Origin of the sequence: Haladaptatus sp. T7 (genome assembly GCF_026008575.1) — an archaeon.
Classification (GTDB): domain Archaea; phylum Halobacteriota; class Halobacteria; order Halobacteriales; family Haladaptataceae; genus Haladaptatus; species Haladaptatus paucihalophilus.
This window is the reverse complement of record NZ_BROP01000003.1, coordinates 61,239-74,508: the sequence shown is the minus strand read 5'-3', so window position 1 is coordinate 74,508 and position 13,270 is coordinate 61,239. Positions and strand designations below refer to the sequence as shown.

The window sequence follows — 13,270 nt, the reverse complement described above, 5'->3', positions numbered from 1 at the left end:
GACGTGACAGACTGACAACTGTATCCGTCTTCAGCGAGCGCTTTAGTGGCTGTCGGCGGTAGCCTCTTCCGACGAAAATGGAACCCGATACTCACGTCGTCGCGCTGTGCGGGAGTTTGCGCGACGAAAGCGGAACGCGGGCCGCCCTCGGGACGGCACTCGACGCGGCGGAAGCGGCCGGTGCGGTGACGACGCTCGTGGACTTGCGCACCTACGACCTGCCGCTGGTGGACGCGGACGAAGCGTCCCCGGCAGACGCCGAATCGCTTCGACGGACGCTCCGAGACGCCGACGCAATCTTGCTCGGCACGCCGATGTACCACGGGTCGTACTCCTCGCCGCTGAAGACGGCGCTCGACTACTGCGGCTTCGAGGAGTTCGAAGACAAGACGGTCGGGTTGCTCGCCGTGTCCGGCGGCCGGTTTCCGACGTCCGCCCTCGAACACCTTCGGTCCGTCTGCCGAGCGTTGAACGCGTGGACGCTTCCCCTCGAAGTCGGCGTCTCCGACGTGGATTCGTCGTTTGCGGACGGCGAATTGACCGACCCGGCCGCCGCGGAGCGCGTCCGTCGCCTCGGCGAACACCTCGTCCTGTTCGCCGGTGTCGAGCAGTATCCCGAGGTCGCCAGCGCGACCATCGAATCGGTCACCGGATTCTAAGCCAGCATGAATCACGAACGATACTGCGCTCGAATCGGCCTCGACCCGTCGAGCGTGCGGGACGCGGACCTCGAAACGCTCGCCCGACTGCAACGCGCGCACGTCACGACGGTCCCCTTCGAGAACGTCGCCATCACCGGCGACCCGTTCGGGAACCGCGAGGGAGCGGGCGTATCGCTCGCCGCCGATGACTGTTACGACAAAATCGTCGAGAATCGCCGCGGCGGATTCTGTTTCGAACTCAACGGTCTCTTCGGCGACCTCCTCGCCGAACTCGGGTTCGACGTGAGCCGACGCGCCGCGATGATGCTCTCGGACGGGGAGGCGCGTCCCCCCGCGAACCACCTCACGAACGTCGTCACGCTCGACCGGCCGTACGTCGTGGACGTGGGGATGGGAGTCCCGACGATGCGGCGTCCGCTCCCGCTCGACGGCGACACGACGCGGGACGGCATCGGCGTCGAATGGCGCACCGTCGAAAGCGACCGTCCCGATTCGGACTACGCGACCCAGTTCCGGGACTCGCCAGCGGAGAATCCCGAATGGAAAACGCGGTACGTCTTCCGCGACGTCCCGAGGGAGCGGTCGTACTTCGAGGCGACGTGCGAATACCTCGCATCCGCACCCGAGTCGCCGTTCACGGGCGACCCCGTGGTCACCATCGCGACCGATTCCGGACACGCGAAGCTCACCACCGACGCGTTGACCCGGCACGAAAACGGCGAGGAGCGCGAGCGGTCGCTCGCCGAGGCGGAGTGGTACGACGCGCTCGAAACCGAGTTCGGCGTGACCGACCGTCCCGAGGCGACGCGCCCCAAACGCTAACCGCCACAGGCTCGTTCCTGTGGAAGATGACGCTCGCAGACCATCTCGACGACTTCACCCGGCGCGATTGGGAGACCGCGACCGACTCGGACGAACGAGTTCGCTTCGCGCTCGTCGGCCTCGGCTGGTTCACGACGGAGATGGTCGTCCCGGCCCTTCGGGACAGCGACCGCTGTGAAATCGGGGCGCTCGTCAGCGGCTCGGCGGAAAAGGCCGCTCGACTCCGCGACGAAACGGGGGCCGCCCGCGCGTTGAGTTACGAGGAATTCCACGCGGGGGAAGGCGTGGACGCGTACGACGCGGTGTACATCGCCACGCCGAACGCGACACACCTCGAATTCGCGGAGACGGCGGCCGACCTCGGCAAGGCCGTTTTGTGCGAGAAACCGATGGAGGTCTCGGCCGCGCGAGCGGAGCGGTTGGTCGAGGTCTGTGACGAGGCCGGGGTGCAGTTGATGGTCGGCTACCGGATGCACGTGAATCCGGCCGTCCGGCGGATGCACGACCTCGTGCGGGAAGGATTCGTCGGCGACCCCGTACTGGTCGAGGGGTCGATGTGCCAGAACGTCTTCGAGCAGATAACGCCCGACCCGAACCAGTGGCGACTCGACGCCGACCTCGCCGGTGGCTCGGCGCTCATCGACCTCGGCATCTATCCGCTGAACACCGCCCGATTCGTCCTCGATTCCGACCCGGTGAGCGCGCAGGGGACGACGCGGAGTCCGCACGAACACTTCGCCGGGGTGGACCAACACGTCTCGTTCGAGGTCGCGTTCGACAACGGCGTCACCGCGGCCTGCGTCGCCAGCCAGTACGCCCAGAAGGGAAGCGAGTTCTCGGTGACGGGGACCGAGGGAAAACTGACGCTCTCCCCGGCGTTCTTCGGCGAGGCCCAATTGACGGTCGAACGCGGCGACGCGGCGGCCGCGTTCTCGGTCGCGCCCGTGAACGAGGAACGGGAGGAGTTCGACTACTTCGCCGACCGTTTGCTCGCCGACCGCGACCCCGGACCAGACGGCGCGCACGGACTGGTCGATATGCGAACCATCGAAGCCATCTACGAGTCGGCGGAAACCGGCGAGCGCGTGGCGGTCGAACGCTAACGAGCGTCCGCGAACGGCGGAAACCGGGCACTTCGGGAACCAGTTCGGTGGCGCAGATTTCGACGACGCAGAGTTCGGCGACGCGGTTGTGACTCGCGGAACAGCGCACGGGAAAACGCGAGCGGCCAGAACTGCATATTGGACAGACGTTCGGGTTCGTGTGAGCATACTACCATGGACGCTCGCGGCCGCTCGCCTGCATCCGAACGATTTACTCGGCAAAGAATAAATGTTTTGAATACCGGGCTGTAAGGGTGTGACATGCACGCAGTCGCACTCAAGCGCGGCGCGAGTGCTCCCGAAGTCATCGACAAACCCCGACCGGACCCCGATTCCGGCGAGGTGCTGGTGCGGACACTCCGAGTAGGCATCGACGGAACCGATTACGAAGTCATCGCCGGGCATCACGGCGGCTTTCCCGCGGACGACGACCATCTCGTCCTCGGCCACGAGGCGGTCGGCGTGGTGGTGGACCCGAACGACACCGCGTTCAAGGAGGGGGACGTGGTCGTGCCGACCGTTCGCCGTCCGCTTCCCGACGGCCCGACGGAGTACTTCGAGCGCGGCGAACCGGACATGGCTCCCCCGGAGGATGTCGTCGAGCGCGGCATCACCGGCGGCCACGGCTTCATGAGCGACTACTTCACGAGTCCCGCGGAGTTCCTACTTCCTATCCCGGACGACCTCGCCGAGTGGGGCTTTCTGGTCGAACCCATCAGCATCGCCGAGAAGGCCGTCGAACACGCCTACGCCTCGCGCTCGGCGTTCGACTGGCGACCGGAGAGCGCGCTCGTCCTCGGCAACGGGTCGCTCGGCCTGCTCACGCTGGCGATGCTCGGCCAATCCTTCGAGCGGACCTACTGCCTCGGCCGCCGCGACCGGCCGGACCCGACCATCGACATCATCGAGGAACTGGGCGCGACGTACGTCGATTCGCGCGAGACGCCCGTCTCGGAGATTCCCGACGCGTACGAATCGATGGACTTCATCTTCGAGGCGACCGGCTATCCGAAACACGCCTTCGAGAGCATCGAGGCGCTCGCGCCGAACGGCGTCGCCGCGCTGCTCGGCGTCCCGGATTCGTGGCCGTTCGAAATCGACGGCGGGAAACTCCACCGCGAACTCGTGATGCACAACAAGGCGCTCGTCGGGAGCGTCAACTCCGGCTACCGGCACTTCGAGGCCGCGACCGAGACGCTCTCGTCGCTCCCCGACTGGCTCTTGGACGACCTCGTGACCGGCATCTACGACACCTCGAACCTCGCGGACGCATTTGCGGACGACGAAACGACAATAAAGGCCGCGGTGAAATTCTACGACCATGAAGAACGTTGACGACCTCATCGAGAGCGCGGCCGAGCTAGCGGAGCGCGGCCTCTCGAAGGGCGAAATCGCGGACGAACTGAACGTCTCGCGCGAGACGGCGAGTTGGCTCGTCGAACGGAGCGGAAGCGCGCCGACCCCCGAACCGACCGGCGGCCCACAGGACATCCACGTCGATTGGAGCGCCATCGGCCGCGACAGCGCCCGCCTCTCGCACGTCGGCGCGGCGATGGCCGACATGCTGTCGAAACACGGCGAGGAGGTCGATTTGACCATCGGAATCGAGAAGGCGGGTGCGCCGCTGGCGACCACCGTCGCCCGCGAACTCGGCACCGACCTCGGAACCTACGCGCCGCGGAAACACCAGTGGGACGAGGGCGACATCGACGAGTACGGCGGCAGTTTCTCGCGCAATTTCGCACAGATTCGAGACCGCGAGTGCTACGTCGTGGACGACACCATCACCAGCGGAACGACGATGACCGAGACCATCGAGGCCATCAAGGACCGCGGCGGCGACCCGGTCGCCTGCATCGTCCTCGCCGACAAGCGCGGTATCGAGGAGCTAGACGGCGTTCCCGTCTACTCGCTGGTGCAGGTCATCGGCGTCGGCAGCGACGAATAACGTCACGAAGACCGACCCGGACCCGCGGCAGAAAGCATTTATTTTTCGATGATAACTCCCGGAGTATGACCTCCAGACGGGTTCTCGTCGGAACTCTTACCCTCGGATTAGTCGTCGGCCTCGTCGTCGGGTCCGCCGGGTCATCGCTGTTCGAGTCTCCCGCGGGCGCGAGGAACGGCGTCGAGATACCGTCCGAGTCTCTCGTCACCGCCACCGGGACAGGTTGTTCGGCGACGGTCGATACCGGCGGCTGGGTCGGCCAGCAACCGATTCACGACGTGATGGCCGTCTCGTTTAACGACACCATCGCGCACGAGGCGACCGTCATCGACGTGAACGCGACGCTGGAGTCCGGCGCGGACGGGGACTATTTCCTCCGCATCGAGACGAGTCCCGACCCCGCCACGTCGGCGAAGAAGGGGTCGCCGCCGGACGACTGTCAGCCGCAGACGACCATCGACGCGGCCGTTACGGTGCCGCGCGATTACGACACGATAACCGTCGTCATCGACGGCGAGACGGTGACGACCGTCGAAAACGACGGCAGTTCCTTCGCTCGCTACCGTCCCGTCAACGGCACGGCGTGACGCGGGCGCAACTTCTTTGCGGCGTGGGTGCCTACGCAACAGTATGACCTTCACACCCGGCGAACAGCTATCGGCCGAGGAAGTCGAGGAACGGGTCGATTCTACCATCGCGGACGAGGACGTCGTGCTTTTCATGAAGGGAACGCGCCTCATGCCGCAGTGCGGTTTCTCCATGCGCGCGGTCGAACTCCTCGACGCGCATCTCGGGGACGAGTTCGAGACGGTGAACGTACTCGATAACCTAGATGCCTACCGCGAGGCGCTGTCGAGTCACAGCGGCTGGGAAACGATACCGCAGACGTACGTTGACGGCGAATTCATCGGCGGAAGCGACATCCTCGCAGAGATGGACGAACGAAATGAACTCGAATCGACACTTCGAACGGACTGACGTCAGTCCGTCGGTTGCAGGCGCAACTGAAAGAGTAGACCCTATAAGTGCGCGGCGCGTACACAAATACGTACCGCCGACGGGAGACGGAACTCACGACTACAAATGAGCCAGGTATACCGACTACACTCGACGCTCGAATTGCCGCTTGAAACTGTTTACGACTACTTCGAAAGTGACCCAGAACTACCGGACGGAATCGACAGCGTCGATATCACCCGCCGGAACAACACTCTCATCATCAGCGCAGTTTCCTCGGACGAGAGCATCAGCAAGTACACGCCGACCGCGCAACTGAAAGCCAGCGTCTCCGAGACGCGCGTCTTTACCGAGGAGGAGGAGGCGCGACGCAACGCGCCCCGATGGGGGACTCCGGAAGAGGAAGAAGAGGAGGAACCGACCGGCGAACTCATCGAGATGGCCGCGTTCAAAGGCGACCGCGAGACGGTGCTCCAGAACAGCGCGGTGCAGTACCCGATGTTCGAGGTGCTCTGCACTATCGCGCGAAAGGCCGAGAAGGGCACGCTGACCGCCATCGCCGAAGTCGGTGGCGAACTGGAAGCCACCCGAATCGTCGATGGGGACGACCGTCCGGCGTCCATCGAAGTCGTCGAAGGACCGCGAAACGAAAACTCCTCGTCCAGTGGCGTGAACTGGCGCGACAACAAGTTCATCAGCTAATCGTCGTCCTGCTCCCCGTCCTCCCATCGATGCAAACTCCATCTCGCACGGATTCGCCCGCGAGAACTGACCGTTCGATTTTTGCCGCCGTCCCTCGTCGTGTGAGCCACGGCTCGAAAACGAGACGTATCAGGTCGATTATTTTAAATGGTTCCTCACGCCGAGCCGAAAAGCACTTTAGCGACCTAATTATATCTAATTACACGTCATGGCAAACGACTTCCCCGACTACCTCGACGTGGATTACACGGACGGCGAAGGCGAGAACCCCGAAGACTATCCCTCGCTCGAAGACAAAATCGAGAAGGCGATAGACGTCACGCGCAAGGGTCTCGAAGAGTACGAGAACCCCGCCGTCATGTGGACCGGCGGTAAGGACTCCACGCTCACGCTCTACTTCATCAAGGAAGTCGCGGAGCGCTACGACTTGGAAGTCCCCCCGGCGGTGTTCATCGACCACTACCAGCACTTCCAGGAGATTCACGACTTCGTGGACTACTGGGCCGACGAGTGGGACTTGGAGGTCATCTACGCCCGCAACGAGGACGTGGGCGGCTACGTGGACGAACACGACCTCGAACCCGGTGACGACATCGAAATCGACGCGCTCTCGGAGCACAACCAACACCACGTCCGGGAGCTCCTCGAATACGAGGAGGACACGTTCCCGTTCCTCCTCGACACCTACGTGGGCAACCACCTGCTGAAAACCGTCGCGCTCAACGACGCGCTCGAAGAGTACGACGTTGACGGCGTTATCTCCGGCGTCCGCTGGGACGAACAGGAAGCCCGCGCCGACGAGACGTTCTTCAGCCCGCGCCACGACCCCGAAATCTACCCGCCGCACGACCGCGTTCAACCCATCCTCCACTTCGACGAACCCGCGGTCTGGGACGCGTTCTGGTACTTCGTCGTCCCGGACACCGTGGAGGACTACCCCGACGACGGCTACGTCCCGCAAGGCTTCGACGACCTGCCGAACGACCTCACGCAGGACGACATCCCCGTCTCGCCCAAGTACTTCGAAGGGTTCCGCTCGCTCGGCAGCGAAATCAGCACCGAGAAGAGCGACCAGGAACCGGCTTGGCTGCAGGACATGGAGAACACCACCGAGCGTGCGGGCCGCGCCCAGGACAAAGAGGACCTGATGGAGCGCCTGCGCGACTTGGGTTACATGTAAGACCCACCTTTTACGACGGTCGCAAGTGGAAGCGCCGACGGTAACCGTCGGCGCTTCCACGGGCATCTTCACGGCGAAGCCGTGAAGGAACGAGGGAGCTTTGCTCCCTCGCATTCCCTGTAAAAGCTGGACCAAAAGCAACAGAAGACGTTCCTGCTCGCTTCGCTCCGCGGGCTGCGACTTCCTGGCCTTCGTTCGCTCCGCTCACGAAGACATTCCTCCTTCATTTCGCAGGAACCACTCGCACCGCGAGTGGTTCCTGCTCCATTCAGTCGTCGGCCAAGAAAATCTCCGATTTTCCGGTGTCTCACAATCGCGGGCGATTGTGATGGCTCGAAAGATCGCAGGTCTTTCCGTGGGTGAGCTAGCGACGGACAGTTGTGTCGCTTGCCGATTTTAGGCTCATTCCACTTGCGGGTTCAGTCGTCGTATCAGTCGTTCGTTTTTCGTGGTCGCGTCGCTGGTCGATTCCCGGCGGCAGTGTCACTGGCCTATCGCTCGGCTCACGTTCGTTCGCCGTTCGCTGGCCGGGATTCGTTTCGACGAAGAGACGCGTCAAACGATACCGATTCACAAAACCGCTTTTGTTTCTTCGTTCCAATCGACAGATAGAATGACGAACGACCCGCGAAACCGCATCGACCCGGCGAACTACTACGACCGCCTCGGCGAGGGCGAGTGGGAGCGCCTCGAAGAGTCGTTCAAGAATTCCCTCGAATTCGAGAACACGACCGACTATCTCGACCGCTTCTTGCCCGAATCGGGGCGCGTCCTCGACGCTGGCGGGGCCGCGGGACGGTACTCGATTTGGCTGGCCGAGAAGGGGTACGACGTCACCGTGCTCGACCTCTCGGCCGAACAGGTCGCCATCGCGAGACGGCGCGTCGCGGAGCGCGACCTCGAATCCCGCGTCAGCGTCCAACGCGGAGACATCCGGGACCTCCCGTTTTCCGACGACCGGTTCGACGCGACGCTCTGTCTCGGCGGGCCGCTCTCGCACGTCATCGACGCCGACGGACGGGACGCGGCGGTTCGGGAACTCCGTCGCGTCGCCAAATCAGACGCTCCCGTCTTCGTCTCGGTGATGGGGTTCGTCGCCGTCGTCCAAAACCTCATCAAGAGCGCGCCGCACTTCGAGGCGGGCGTCCGACAACTTCCCGATGTGGTCGAAACGCGGGACTACTCGCCGGAACTGATAGCGAAACACGGCATCGACGACCCGTCGTTCGTCGAGTGTCATTTCTTCCGGAGCGACGAACTCCGCCGTCTCCTCGAAGCCCGCGGCATCGCCGTCGAAGTCGTCGCCGGACTGGAAGGCCCGGCCTCGAACTTCGGAGCGAACCTCGAAGAAATAGACGAGGAGGCACAGGAGACCGTCGCGGAAGTCGTCGAAACGCTTCGGGAAGACCCGACGATTGCCGACCTGTCGAACCACATCCTCGCGGTCGGGCGGGTCGAGTGAGCGATTCGGGTCCGCTATCTCGTCGCGCGGTACTCCCCGTGTTTCACGCCGAGGAAGAGCGCTATCAGGCCGAAAACAAGCATCGAGGGTGTCACCATCATCAGCACTGTACTCGTCGCCATCGCTCCCATCCCGATGAGGCCCGCCGTACCGATGGCGACGATCGCCACCAGTGCTGCGGCGGTCACAGGTAAATTGAACTCCATACGGGACCGTTCGGCGACCGACAGAAAAGCGTTACTCCGATTTCGGGCGCATGAGATTCGCCAGCGTCACTAAGAACCCGAGGACCCAACCGACCGGCACCGCGATTCCGAACCACATACCGACGTAGGCGAGTCCTTCGAGGTCGAAGCGCGCCCGGAGTATCTCGTCGATGCCGCGGTAGGTGAGCACGTTGTTCAGCAACCACACCGCGAGGTTCGTGCTGTTGGGGAAGATGACGTTCGAGAGTGCAGGGGAGTACAACGCCGCGACGACCGGCGGCAGGAAGATAGCCGTCATCCCGGACGGGTAGGCGAACAGCACCGTCATTATTCGACCCCCGTATCGGCTGGTGAGATACGAGAACACGGCCGCGACCGTCGCCACGCCACCTGCGGCGGCGACCGCGTAGAACCCCTCCGTCGAGAAGCGATATCTCGCCAGCGCCGCCAAGCCCCCCCAGACGACCACCGAGAGCACGATGACGCCGAGCACCCCGAGGCTCGCCGCCGTTCGGTCGATGCGACTCGTGTAGTAGCGCGCGGCGAACCCGAACAGGACGAAGGGATAGAGCAGGGCGACGACGACTGTTCCGACCACGCTCCAGACGCTGTAGGCGACTTTTCCCGTCGTACTCTGTGGTTGCCACTTTCCGAGGACCGAGTGGGCCTGCTGTCGCTGTCGCGGGAAGAACAGCGCCATCCATCCGGTGTGTAACTGTGCGATGTCGTATCGTATTGCGTCGGTGAGTCCTCCCTGACTCGTCCCGCGTGCCATACTGTGGCTCCATTCGGCCAGCCGATATGAAGGTTATCCTTACGGGTCCGAAAACGGACAGTCTCGGTCGGGGAACATGTCTTTCTCACTCGGCACGTCGTCCGGCGTGACCCGGATAGTCCCGTTCGAACCGATCCTCGATTTCCCCGCGATTGAACTCGATGACCACCGGCCGCCCGTGCGGGCAGGCGTAGGGGTTTTCACACTCGTCCAGCGCGGCGAGCAGACTCACCACGTCTCCCTCTCGAAGCGACGTGTTGCCGGTAATCGACGGATAGCACGCCAAATCCGAGATGAGTTCGTCGGCGACCGCCTCCGCCGAATTGGCGTCACCCGATTCGACCGAGATGAACTCGGAGAGCACGTCTCGGAGCAGGTCCGGCGAGAGCGTCTTCTCGAAGACGGCGGGAACGGTCGTCACCTCGACGGTCCTGTCATCGACGAGCGCGGCGTGAAAGCCCAGTCGCGCCAGCGCCTCGCGGTAGTCGTCGAACAGCGCCGCCTCCGCCGCCGTCAGTTCGAGTTCGACCGACGATGCGAGGACTTGCGTGGTCGTATCGCCCGCGAACTGCCGACAGAGGCGCTCGTAGTTCACCCGCTCGTCGGCGGCGTGCTGGTCGATGAGCACCAAGCCGTCGTCGGTTTCGGCGACGACGTAGGTGTCGTGGAGCTGCCCGAGAATCCGCATGCTCGGCAGTCGCTCGAACGAGGCTTCGTCCGCTTCTTTCGCTCCCTCCCCGCCCGTTTCGGGGAGCGTCGTCGTCGCCGTCGGCGCGCTGAACTTCCGTTCCGGGTCGCGGGCGGCGTCGGTTGTCGAACCCTTTCCCGCCGAATTCCTTTCCGTGGAACGTCTCTCCGTCGCCGTATCTCCGTTCGTCGTCGCGGTCCCGTTCGTCGTAGAATCGCCGCTCGTCGGTGATTCCGTACGGGATTCAGTCGCGGTTCGTTCGGTGGTCGAACCGTGGCCGCTCGACGTCGTTCGGTCCTGTTCCGCCGCCTCCGCATCACTGGATTCGGCGCGGTGGGGATCGGACGCGGCGGTCCGAGACCCCGACTTCGATGCCGTCGCCGCGTTCGACCGACCCGAGCGGGCCGTTTCCTGCCCGCGGCCGCTCTCCCCGTCGCGGGTCGTCGCATGCGACTCCGCCGCGTTCGAATCCGCCGTCTCTCCGCTCGCGTTCTTTCGCCCCGTCGAATCCCCGTCGCCGAGTTCCGACTGCACGGGTTCGGGCGTCACGTCCGTCTCGTCGGGAGCGGACCGACCGCGTGGGGCGGATGCCCGAACCAGTCCGTTGTCGAGGAGGGCGTCTTGCACGGCGTCACGAACCGCCGTCTTCACCCGCGCTTCGTCGCCGAACCGGACCTCCATCTTGCGCGGATGGACGTTCACGTCAACCGAGTCGGCGGGCACGTCGAGGAAGAGGACGGCGAAGGGATAGCGGTCGGGCGCGAGTTGGTTGCCGTAGGCATCGAGGATGGCCTCCCGAACCACCGAGGAGCGGACGTACCGCCCGTTGACGTACGTTGCGACGTACTCGCGGGTGCTTCGCGTCGTCTCGGGATGGCTGACGTACCCCGAGACGTCCACCGCGTCCCCGCCATCGACGGCGATCATCGCGGTGGCGACTTCCCGACCGTACACCGACAGGATGGTGGACTGGAGGTTTCCGCGTCCGGTCGTCGAGAACACCTCGCGCCCGTCGTGTTCCAGCGAGAACGCCACGTCGGGGTTCGCCAGCGCGTACTGGGTGACGACGCGGTTGACGTGGGCGAACTCCGTGGAATCGGTCTTCAGGTACTTCCGGCGCGCCGGGGTGTTGAAAAAGAGGTCCTCGACTTCCACCGTCGTCCCCTCGGGACAGCCCGCCGGTCCCACCCCCTCCACGTCGCCGCCGACGAGACGGAGTTCGGTGCCCGACTCGCCGCCGCGCGGTTTCGTTCGAATCTTCGTCCGCGACACCGCGCCGATGGTGTACAGCGCCTCGCCGCGAAAGCCGAGGGTTGCGACCCCGGATTCGAGGTCGTCGATGTCCCGAATCTTGCTCGTCGTGTGCTCCTCGACCGCGATTTGGACGTCCTCCCTGCTCATCCCGATGCCGTCGTCAGTGACGCCGATTCGCTCCGTCCCGCCGCCATCGACCCGCACCGAAATCCGCGAAGCGTCCGCGTCGAGGCTGTTCTCGACCAGTTCCTTGACCACCGAGGCCGGTCGCTCGACGACCTCCCCCGCCGCGATTCGCTGTATCGTCGTCTCGGAAAGCGCCCGGATGTTGGTCTCCCCGTCGCTCATTTCTCGAATCCTTTCGGTCCGACGTAATCAAGGTTCGTGTGTCGGTTCGAACCCATGTCCTTAACGAATAATAGGTATAGAATCGCAACGTTTACTCACGTTCGTCGCGTGTACTCCTGCCATGGAATCGTTTACCGAAACGCTGGAAGTCGTGACCTTGGGGAACCACGTTCGCATCGAACTCAAGGACGGGCGGGCGTTCGAAGGCCCGGCCAGTCCCATCGACTACATGCCCGACGACCGCTTCCGACTGGAAATCGAGCCGCGACACGAGAAGATTCGGCGCTGTGAAATCAGCGCCGTCTGTGTCGATGGGTCGTGGACGACGCCGGAGGTCCGCCACTACAGCCTCGGCGACGAGGACTGGACGGTCGCCGGAGAAGCGCTCGACATGGAAATCACGCGATAACTGCTGACTCGCCGTCGTCGATGGCCGACTCGACCGGTCCCTATCAAACGGCGGTCAGCGTTCGACGGGTACGGTCACGCAGGAGCGAATCCACGCGTTCGAGTTCTCGGGGTCGTACATCATCACGACTCGACCCGAACCGTCGGCGTATTCGGTACAGTGTAGTTCTTCCGTTCGTTCGTCGCTGGTAGTCGTCATGGTTGGGGAGGAGGTGAGAGCGTCGCTGTCGAGCGAATCGCTGGGAACGCTGAATGGAGGTTCATTGGCGGCTCCACGCCGCTTGACACGTTTCGTCGCAGAACGAGTGGAGAACGACCGACCCGTCCTCTTTCGTTTCCGTGACGATAGGATACCACGCGGTGGTGTCGATGGGCCTATCGCAGTGGGAACAGACGGGCGTCACGGACCGAGTGATGGTGACGTCACGACGACCGTCCCGCTTCTCCATTCCGGGGGTATCGTTCATGCCTCTACTTGCGAGAGGAGCGTGGCGGAGACGGTTCGATTGTCGGAAACCACCACTTCACAGCCAGCCATGGTGAAGTTGATACTAGACTCGACCTCTCGCGTTACCGATGAGGTCGGTCGGAATAATCTGTCGAGCGCGTCCGGGTCGATGATATCGTACAGTGGTGTCATATCGGCGGGATCGACTTCGGCGGCGTCGGCGACGGCACGTATCACGGCCTCGCTAACACGTCCGTTTTTGACGGGTATCGTTGCGGTAGTTCCTCGTTCACTCATGCGTTCCACG

Annotated in this window: 17 protein-coding genes; 11 read left to right on the top strand and 6 right to left on the bottom strand. The window is 63.7% G+C overall.

Annotated elements, in window-relative coordinates; translation table 11 throughout:
• Window positions 1–77: 77 nt before the first annotated feature.
• The 10 genes from OPC11_RS09555 (at window position 78) to OPC11_RS09510 (ending at window position 8,836) form a co-directional block, all read left to right on the top strand.
• On the top strand, window positions 78–659 hold the full coding sequence (locus tag OPC11_RS09555; RefSeq protein WP_264781727.1) for an NADPH-dependent FMN reductase: 582 nt from the start codon (window positions 78–80) through the stop codon (window positions 657–659).
• A gap of 6 nt (window positions 660–665) precedes the next feature.
• Window positions 666–1,484 (top strand): arylamine N-acetyltransferase, encoded by an 819-nt coding sequence (locus OPC11_RS09550; protein WP_264781726.1) that lies wholly within the window; start codon window positions 666–668, stop codon window positions 1,482–1,484.
• A gap of 26 nt (window positions 1,485–1,510) precedes the next feature.
• Window positions 1,511–2,587, top strand: a complete 1,077-nt coding sequence (gene gfo6, locus OPC11_RS09545) for a D-xylose 1-dehydrogenase Gfo6 (RefSeq protein WP_264781725.1) — start codon at window positions 1,511–1,513, stop codon at window positions 2,585–2,587.
• 261 nt (window positions 2,588–2,848) lie between these two features.
• Window positions 2,849–3,922: a glucose 1-dehydrogenase gene (locus tag OPC11_RS09540; protein ID WP_264781724.1), complete on the top strand. Its 1,074-nt coding sequence runs from the start codon at window positions 2,849–2,851 to the stop codon at window positions 3,920–3,922.
• The gene (gfcR, locus tag OPC11_RS09535) at window positions 3,909–4,535 is read left to right on the top strand and encodes a transcriptional regulator GfcR (RefSeq protein WP_007982358.1); all 627 of its coding nucleotides are present in this window, start codon (window positions 3,909–3,911) and stop codon (window positions 4,533–4,535) included. Before OPC11_RS09540 ends, gfcR begins: the two co-directional genes overlap by 14 nt.
• 65 nt (window positions 4,536–4,600) lie before the next feature.
• Complete coding sequence (locus tag OPC11_RS09530) at window positions 4,601–5,122, top strand: hypothetical protein (RefSeq protein ID WP_264781723.1); 522 nt, start codon at window positions 4,601–4,603, stop codon at window positions 5,120–5,122.
• A 43-nt stretch (window positions 5,123–5,165) separates the two neighbouring features.
• Complete coding sequence (locus OPC11_RS09525; protein ID WP_069450675.1) at window positions 5,166–5,513, top strand: glutaredoxin family protein; 348 nt, start codon at window positions 5,166–5,168, stop codon at window positions 5,511–5,513.
• Between the two features lie 105 nt (window positions 5,514–5,618).
• Window positions 5,619–6,194, top strand: coding sequence for a hypothetical protein (locus tag OPC11_RS09520; protein WP_018128944.1), 576 nt, complete (start codon window positions 5,619–5,621; stop codon window positions 6,192–6,194).
• 208 nt (window positions 6,195–6,402) lie between these two features.
• Window positions 6,403–7,374 carry a phosphoadenosine phosphosulfate reductase family protein gene (locus tag OPC11_RS09515; protein ID WP_007982366.1) on the top strand — a complete coding sequence of 324 codons (972 nt, stop codon included), beginning with the start codon at window positions 6,403–6,405 and terminating at the stop codon, window positions 7,372–7,374.
• A 613-nt stretch (window positions 7,375–7,987) separates the two neighbouring features.
• The gene (locus OPC11_RS09510) at window positions 7,988–8,836 is read left to right on the top strand and encodes a class I SAM-dependent methyltransferase (RefSeq protein ID WP_264781722.1); all 849 of its coding nucleotides are present in this window, start codon (window positions 7,988–7,990) and stop codon (window positions 8,834–8,836) included.
• A 14-nt stretch (window positions 8,837–8,850) separates the two neighbouring features.
• Here OPC11_RS09510 and OPC11_RS09505 read toward each other — a convergent pair whose 3' ends face one another.
• The 3 genes from OPC11_RS09505 to mutL all read right to left on the bottom strand — a co-directional run bounded on the left by OPC11_RS09505 (window position 8,851) and on the right by mutL (window position 12,107).
• Window positions 8,851–9,042: a hypothetical protein gene (locus OPC11_RS09505; RefSeq protein ID WP_007982368.1), complete on the bottom strand. Its 192-nt coding sequence runs from the start codon at window positions 9,040–9,042 to the stop codon at window positions 8,851–8,853.
• A 31-nt stretch (window positions 9,043–9,073) separates the two neighbouring features.
• Entirely contained in the window at window positions 9,074–9,817 is a 744-nt protein-coding gene (locus OPC11_RS09500) for a hypothetical protein (protein WP_264781721.1), read from the bottom strand.
• 85 nt (window positions 9,818–9,902) lie between these two features.
• Entirely contained in the window at window positions 9,903–12,107 is a 2,205-nt protein-coding gene (gene mutL, locus OPC11_RS09495) for a DNA mismatch repair endonuclease MutL (RefSeq protein WP_264781720.1), read from the bottom strand.
• 121 nt (window positions 12,108–12,228) lie between these two features.
• On the opposite strand from mutL, the gene OPC11_RS09490 reads away from it, so the two are divergent.
• Window positions 12,229–12,516, top strand: coding sequence for a hypothetical protein (locus OPC11_RS09490; RefSeq protein WP_007982371.1), 288 nt, complete (start codon window positions 12,229–12,231; stop codon window positions 12,514–12,516).
• A gap of 54 nt (window positions 12,517–12,570) precedes the next feature.
• On the opposite strand, the gene OPC11_RS09485 is transcribed toward OPC11_RS09490, so the two are convergent.
• From OPC11_RS09485 to OPC11_RS09475, 3 genes are all read right to left on the bottom strand, one after another.
• Window positions 12,571–12,714, bottom strand: a complete 144-nt coding sequence (locus OPC11_RS09485; RefSeq protein ID WP_007982373.1) for a hypothetical protein — start codon at window positions 12,712–12,714, stop codon at window positions 12,571–12,573.
• A 61-nt stretch (window positions 12,715–12,775) separates the two neighbouring features.
• Window positions 12,776–12,982 (bottom strand): hypothetical protein, encoded by a 207-nt coding sequence (locus OPC11_RS09480; RefSeq protein WP_018128945.1) that lies wholly within the window; start codon window positions 12,980–12,982, stop codon window positions 12,776–12,778.
• Window positions 12,979–13,260, bottom strand: coding sequence for a HalOD1 output domain-containing protein (locus tag OPC11_RS09475; RefSeq protein WP_073096624.1), 282 nt, complete (start codon window positions 13,258–13,260; stop codon window positions 12,979–12,981). Before OPC11_RS09475 ends, OPC11_RS09480 begins: the two co-directional genes overlap by 4 nt.
• Between the last annotated feature and the right edge of the window lie 10 nt (window positions 13,261–13,270).

Bases quoted from the DNA above. Each gene is read 5' to 3' on its own strand.
- OPC11_RS09555 (WP_264781727.1), top strand. From the start codon at position 78: ATGGAACCCGATACTCACGTCGTCGCGCTGTGCGGGAGTTTGCGCGAC.
- OPC11_RS09550 (WP_264781726.1), top strand. From the start codon at position 666: ATGAATCACGAACGATACTGCGCTCGAATCGGCCTCGACCCGTCGAGC.
- gfo6 (WP_264781725.1), top strand. From the start codon at position 1,511: ATGACGCTCGCAGACCATCTCGACGACTTCACCCGGCGCGATTGGGAG.
- OPC11_RS09540 (WP_264781724.1), top strand. From the start codon at position 2,849: ATGCACGCAGTCGCACTCAAGCGCGGCGCGAGTGCTCCCGAAGTCATC.
- gfcR (WP_007982358.1), top strand. From the start codon at position 3,909: ATGAAGAACGTTGACGACCTCATCGAGAGCGCGGCCGAGCTAGCGGAG.
- OPC11_RS09530 (WP_264781723.1), top strand. From the start codon at position 4,601: ATGACCTCCAGACGGGTTCTCGTCGGAACTCTTACCCTCGGATTAGTC.
- OPC11_RS09525 (WP_069450675.1), top strand. From the start codon at position 5,166: ATGACCTTCACACCCGGCGAACAGCTATCGGCCGAGGAAGTCGAGGAA.
- OPC11_RS09520 (WP_018128944.1), top strand. From the start codon at position 5,619: ATGAGCCAGGTATACCGACTACACTCGACGCTCGAATTGCCGCTTGAA.
- OPC11_RS09515 (WP_007982366.1), top strand. From the start codon at position 6,403: ATGGCAAACGACTTCCCCGACTACCTCGACGTGGATTACACGGACGGC.
- OPC11_RS09510 (WP_264781722.1), top strand. From the start codon at position 7,988: ATGACGAACGACCCGCGAAACCGCATCGACCCGGCGAACTACTACGAC.
- OPC11_RS09505 (WP_007982368.1), bottom strand. From the start codon at position 9,042: ATGGAGTTCAATTTACCTGTGACCGCCGCAGCACTGGTGGCGATCGTC.
- OPC11_RS09500 (WP_264781721.1), bottom strand. From the start codon at position 9,817: ATGGCACGCGGGACGAGTCAGGGAGGACTCACCGACGCAATACGATAC.
- mutL (WP_264781720.1), bottom strand. From the start codon at position 12,107: ATGAGCGACGGGGAGACCAACATCCGGGCGCTTTCCGAGACGACGATA.
- OPC11_RS09490 (WP_007982371.1), top strand. From the start codon at position 12,229: ATGGAATCGTTTACCGAAACGCTGGAAGTCGTGACCTTGGGGAACCAC.
- OPC11_RS09485 (WP_007982373.1), bottom strand. From the start codon at position 12,714: ATGACGACTACCAGCGACGAACGAACGGAAGAACTACACTGTACCGAA.
- OPC11_RS09480 (WP_018128945.1), bottom strand. From the start codon at position 12,982: ATGAACGATACCCCCGGAATGGAGAAGCGGGACGGTCGTCGTGACGTC.
- OPC11_RS09475 (WP_073096624.1), bottom strand. From the start codon at position 13,260: ATGAGTGAACGAGGAACTACCGCAACGATACCCGTCAAAAACGGACGT.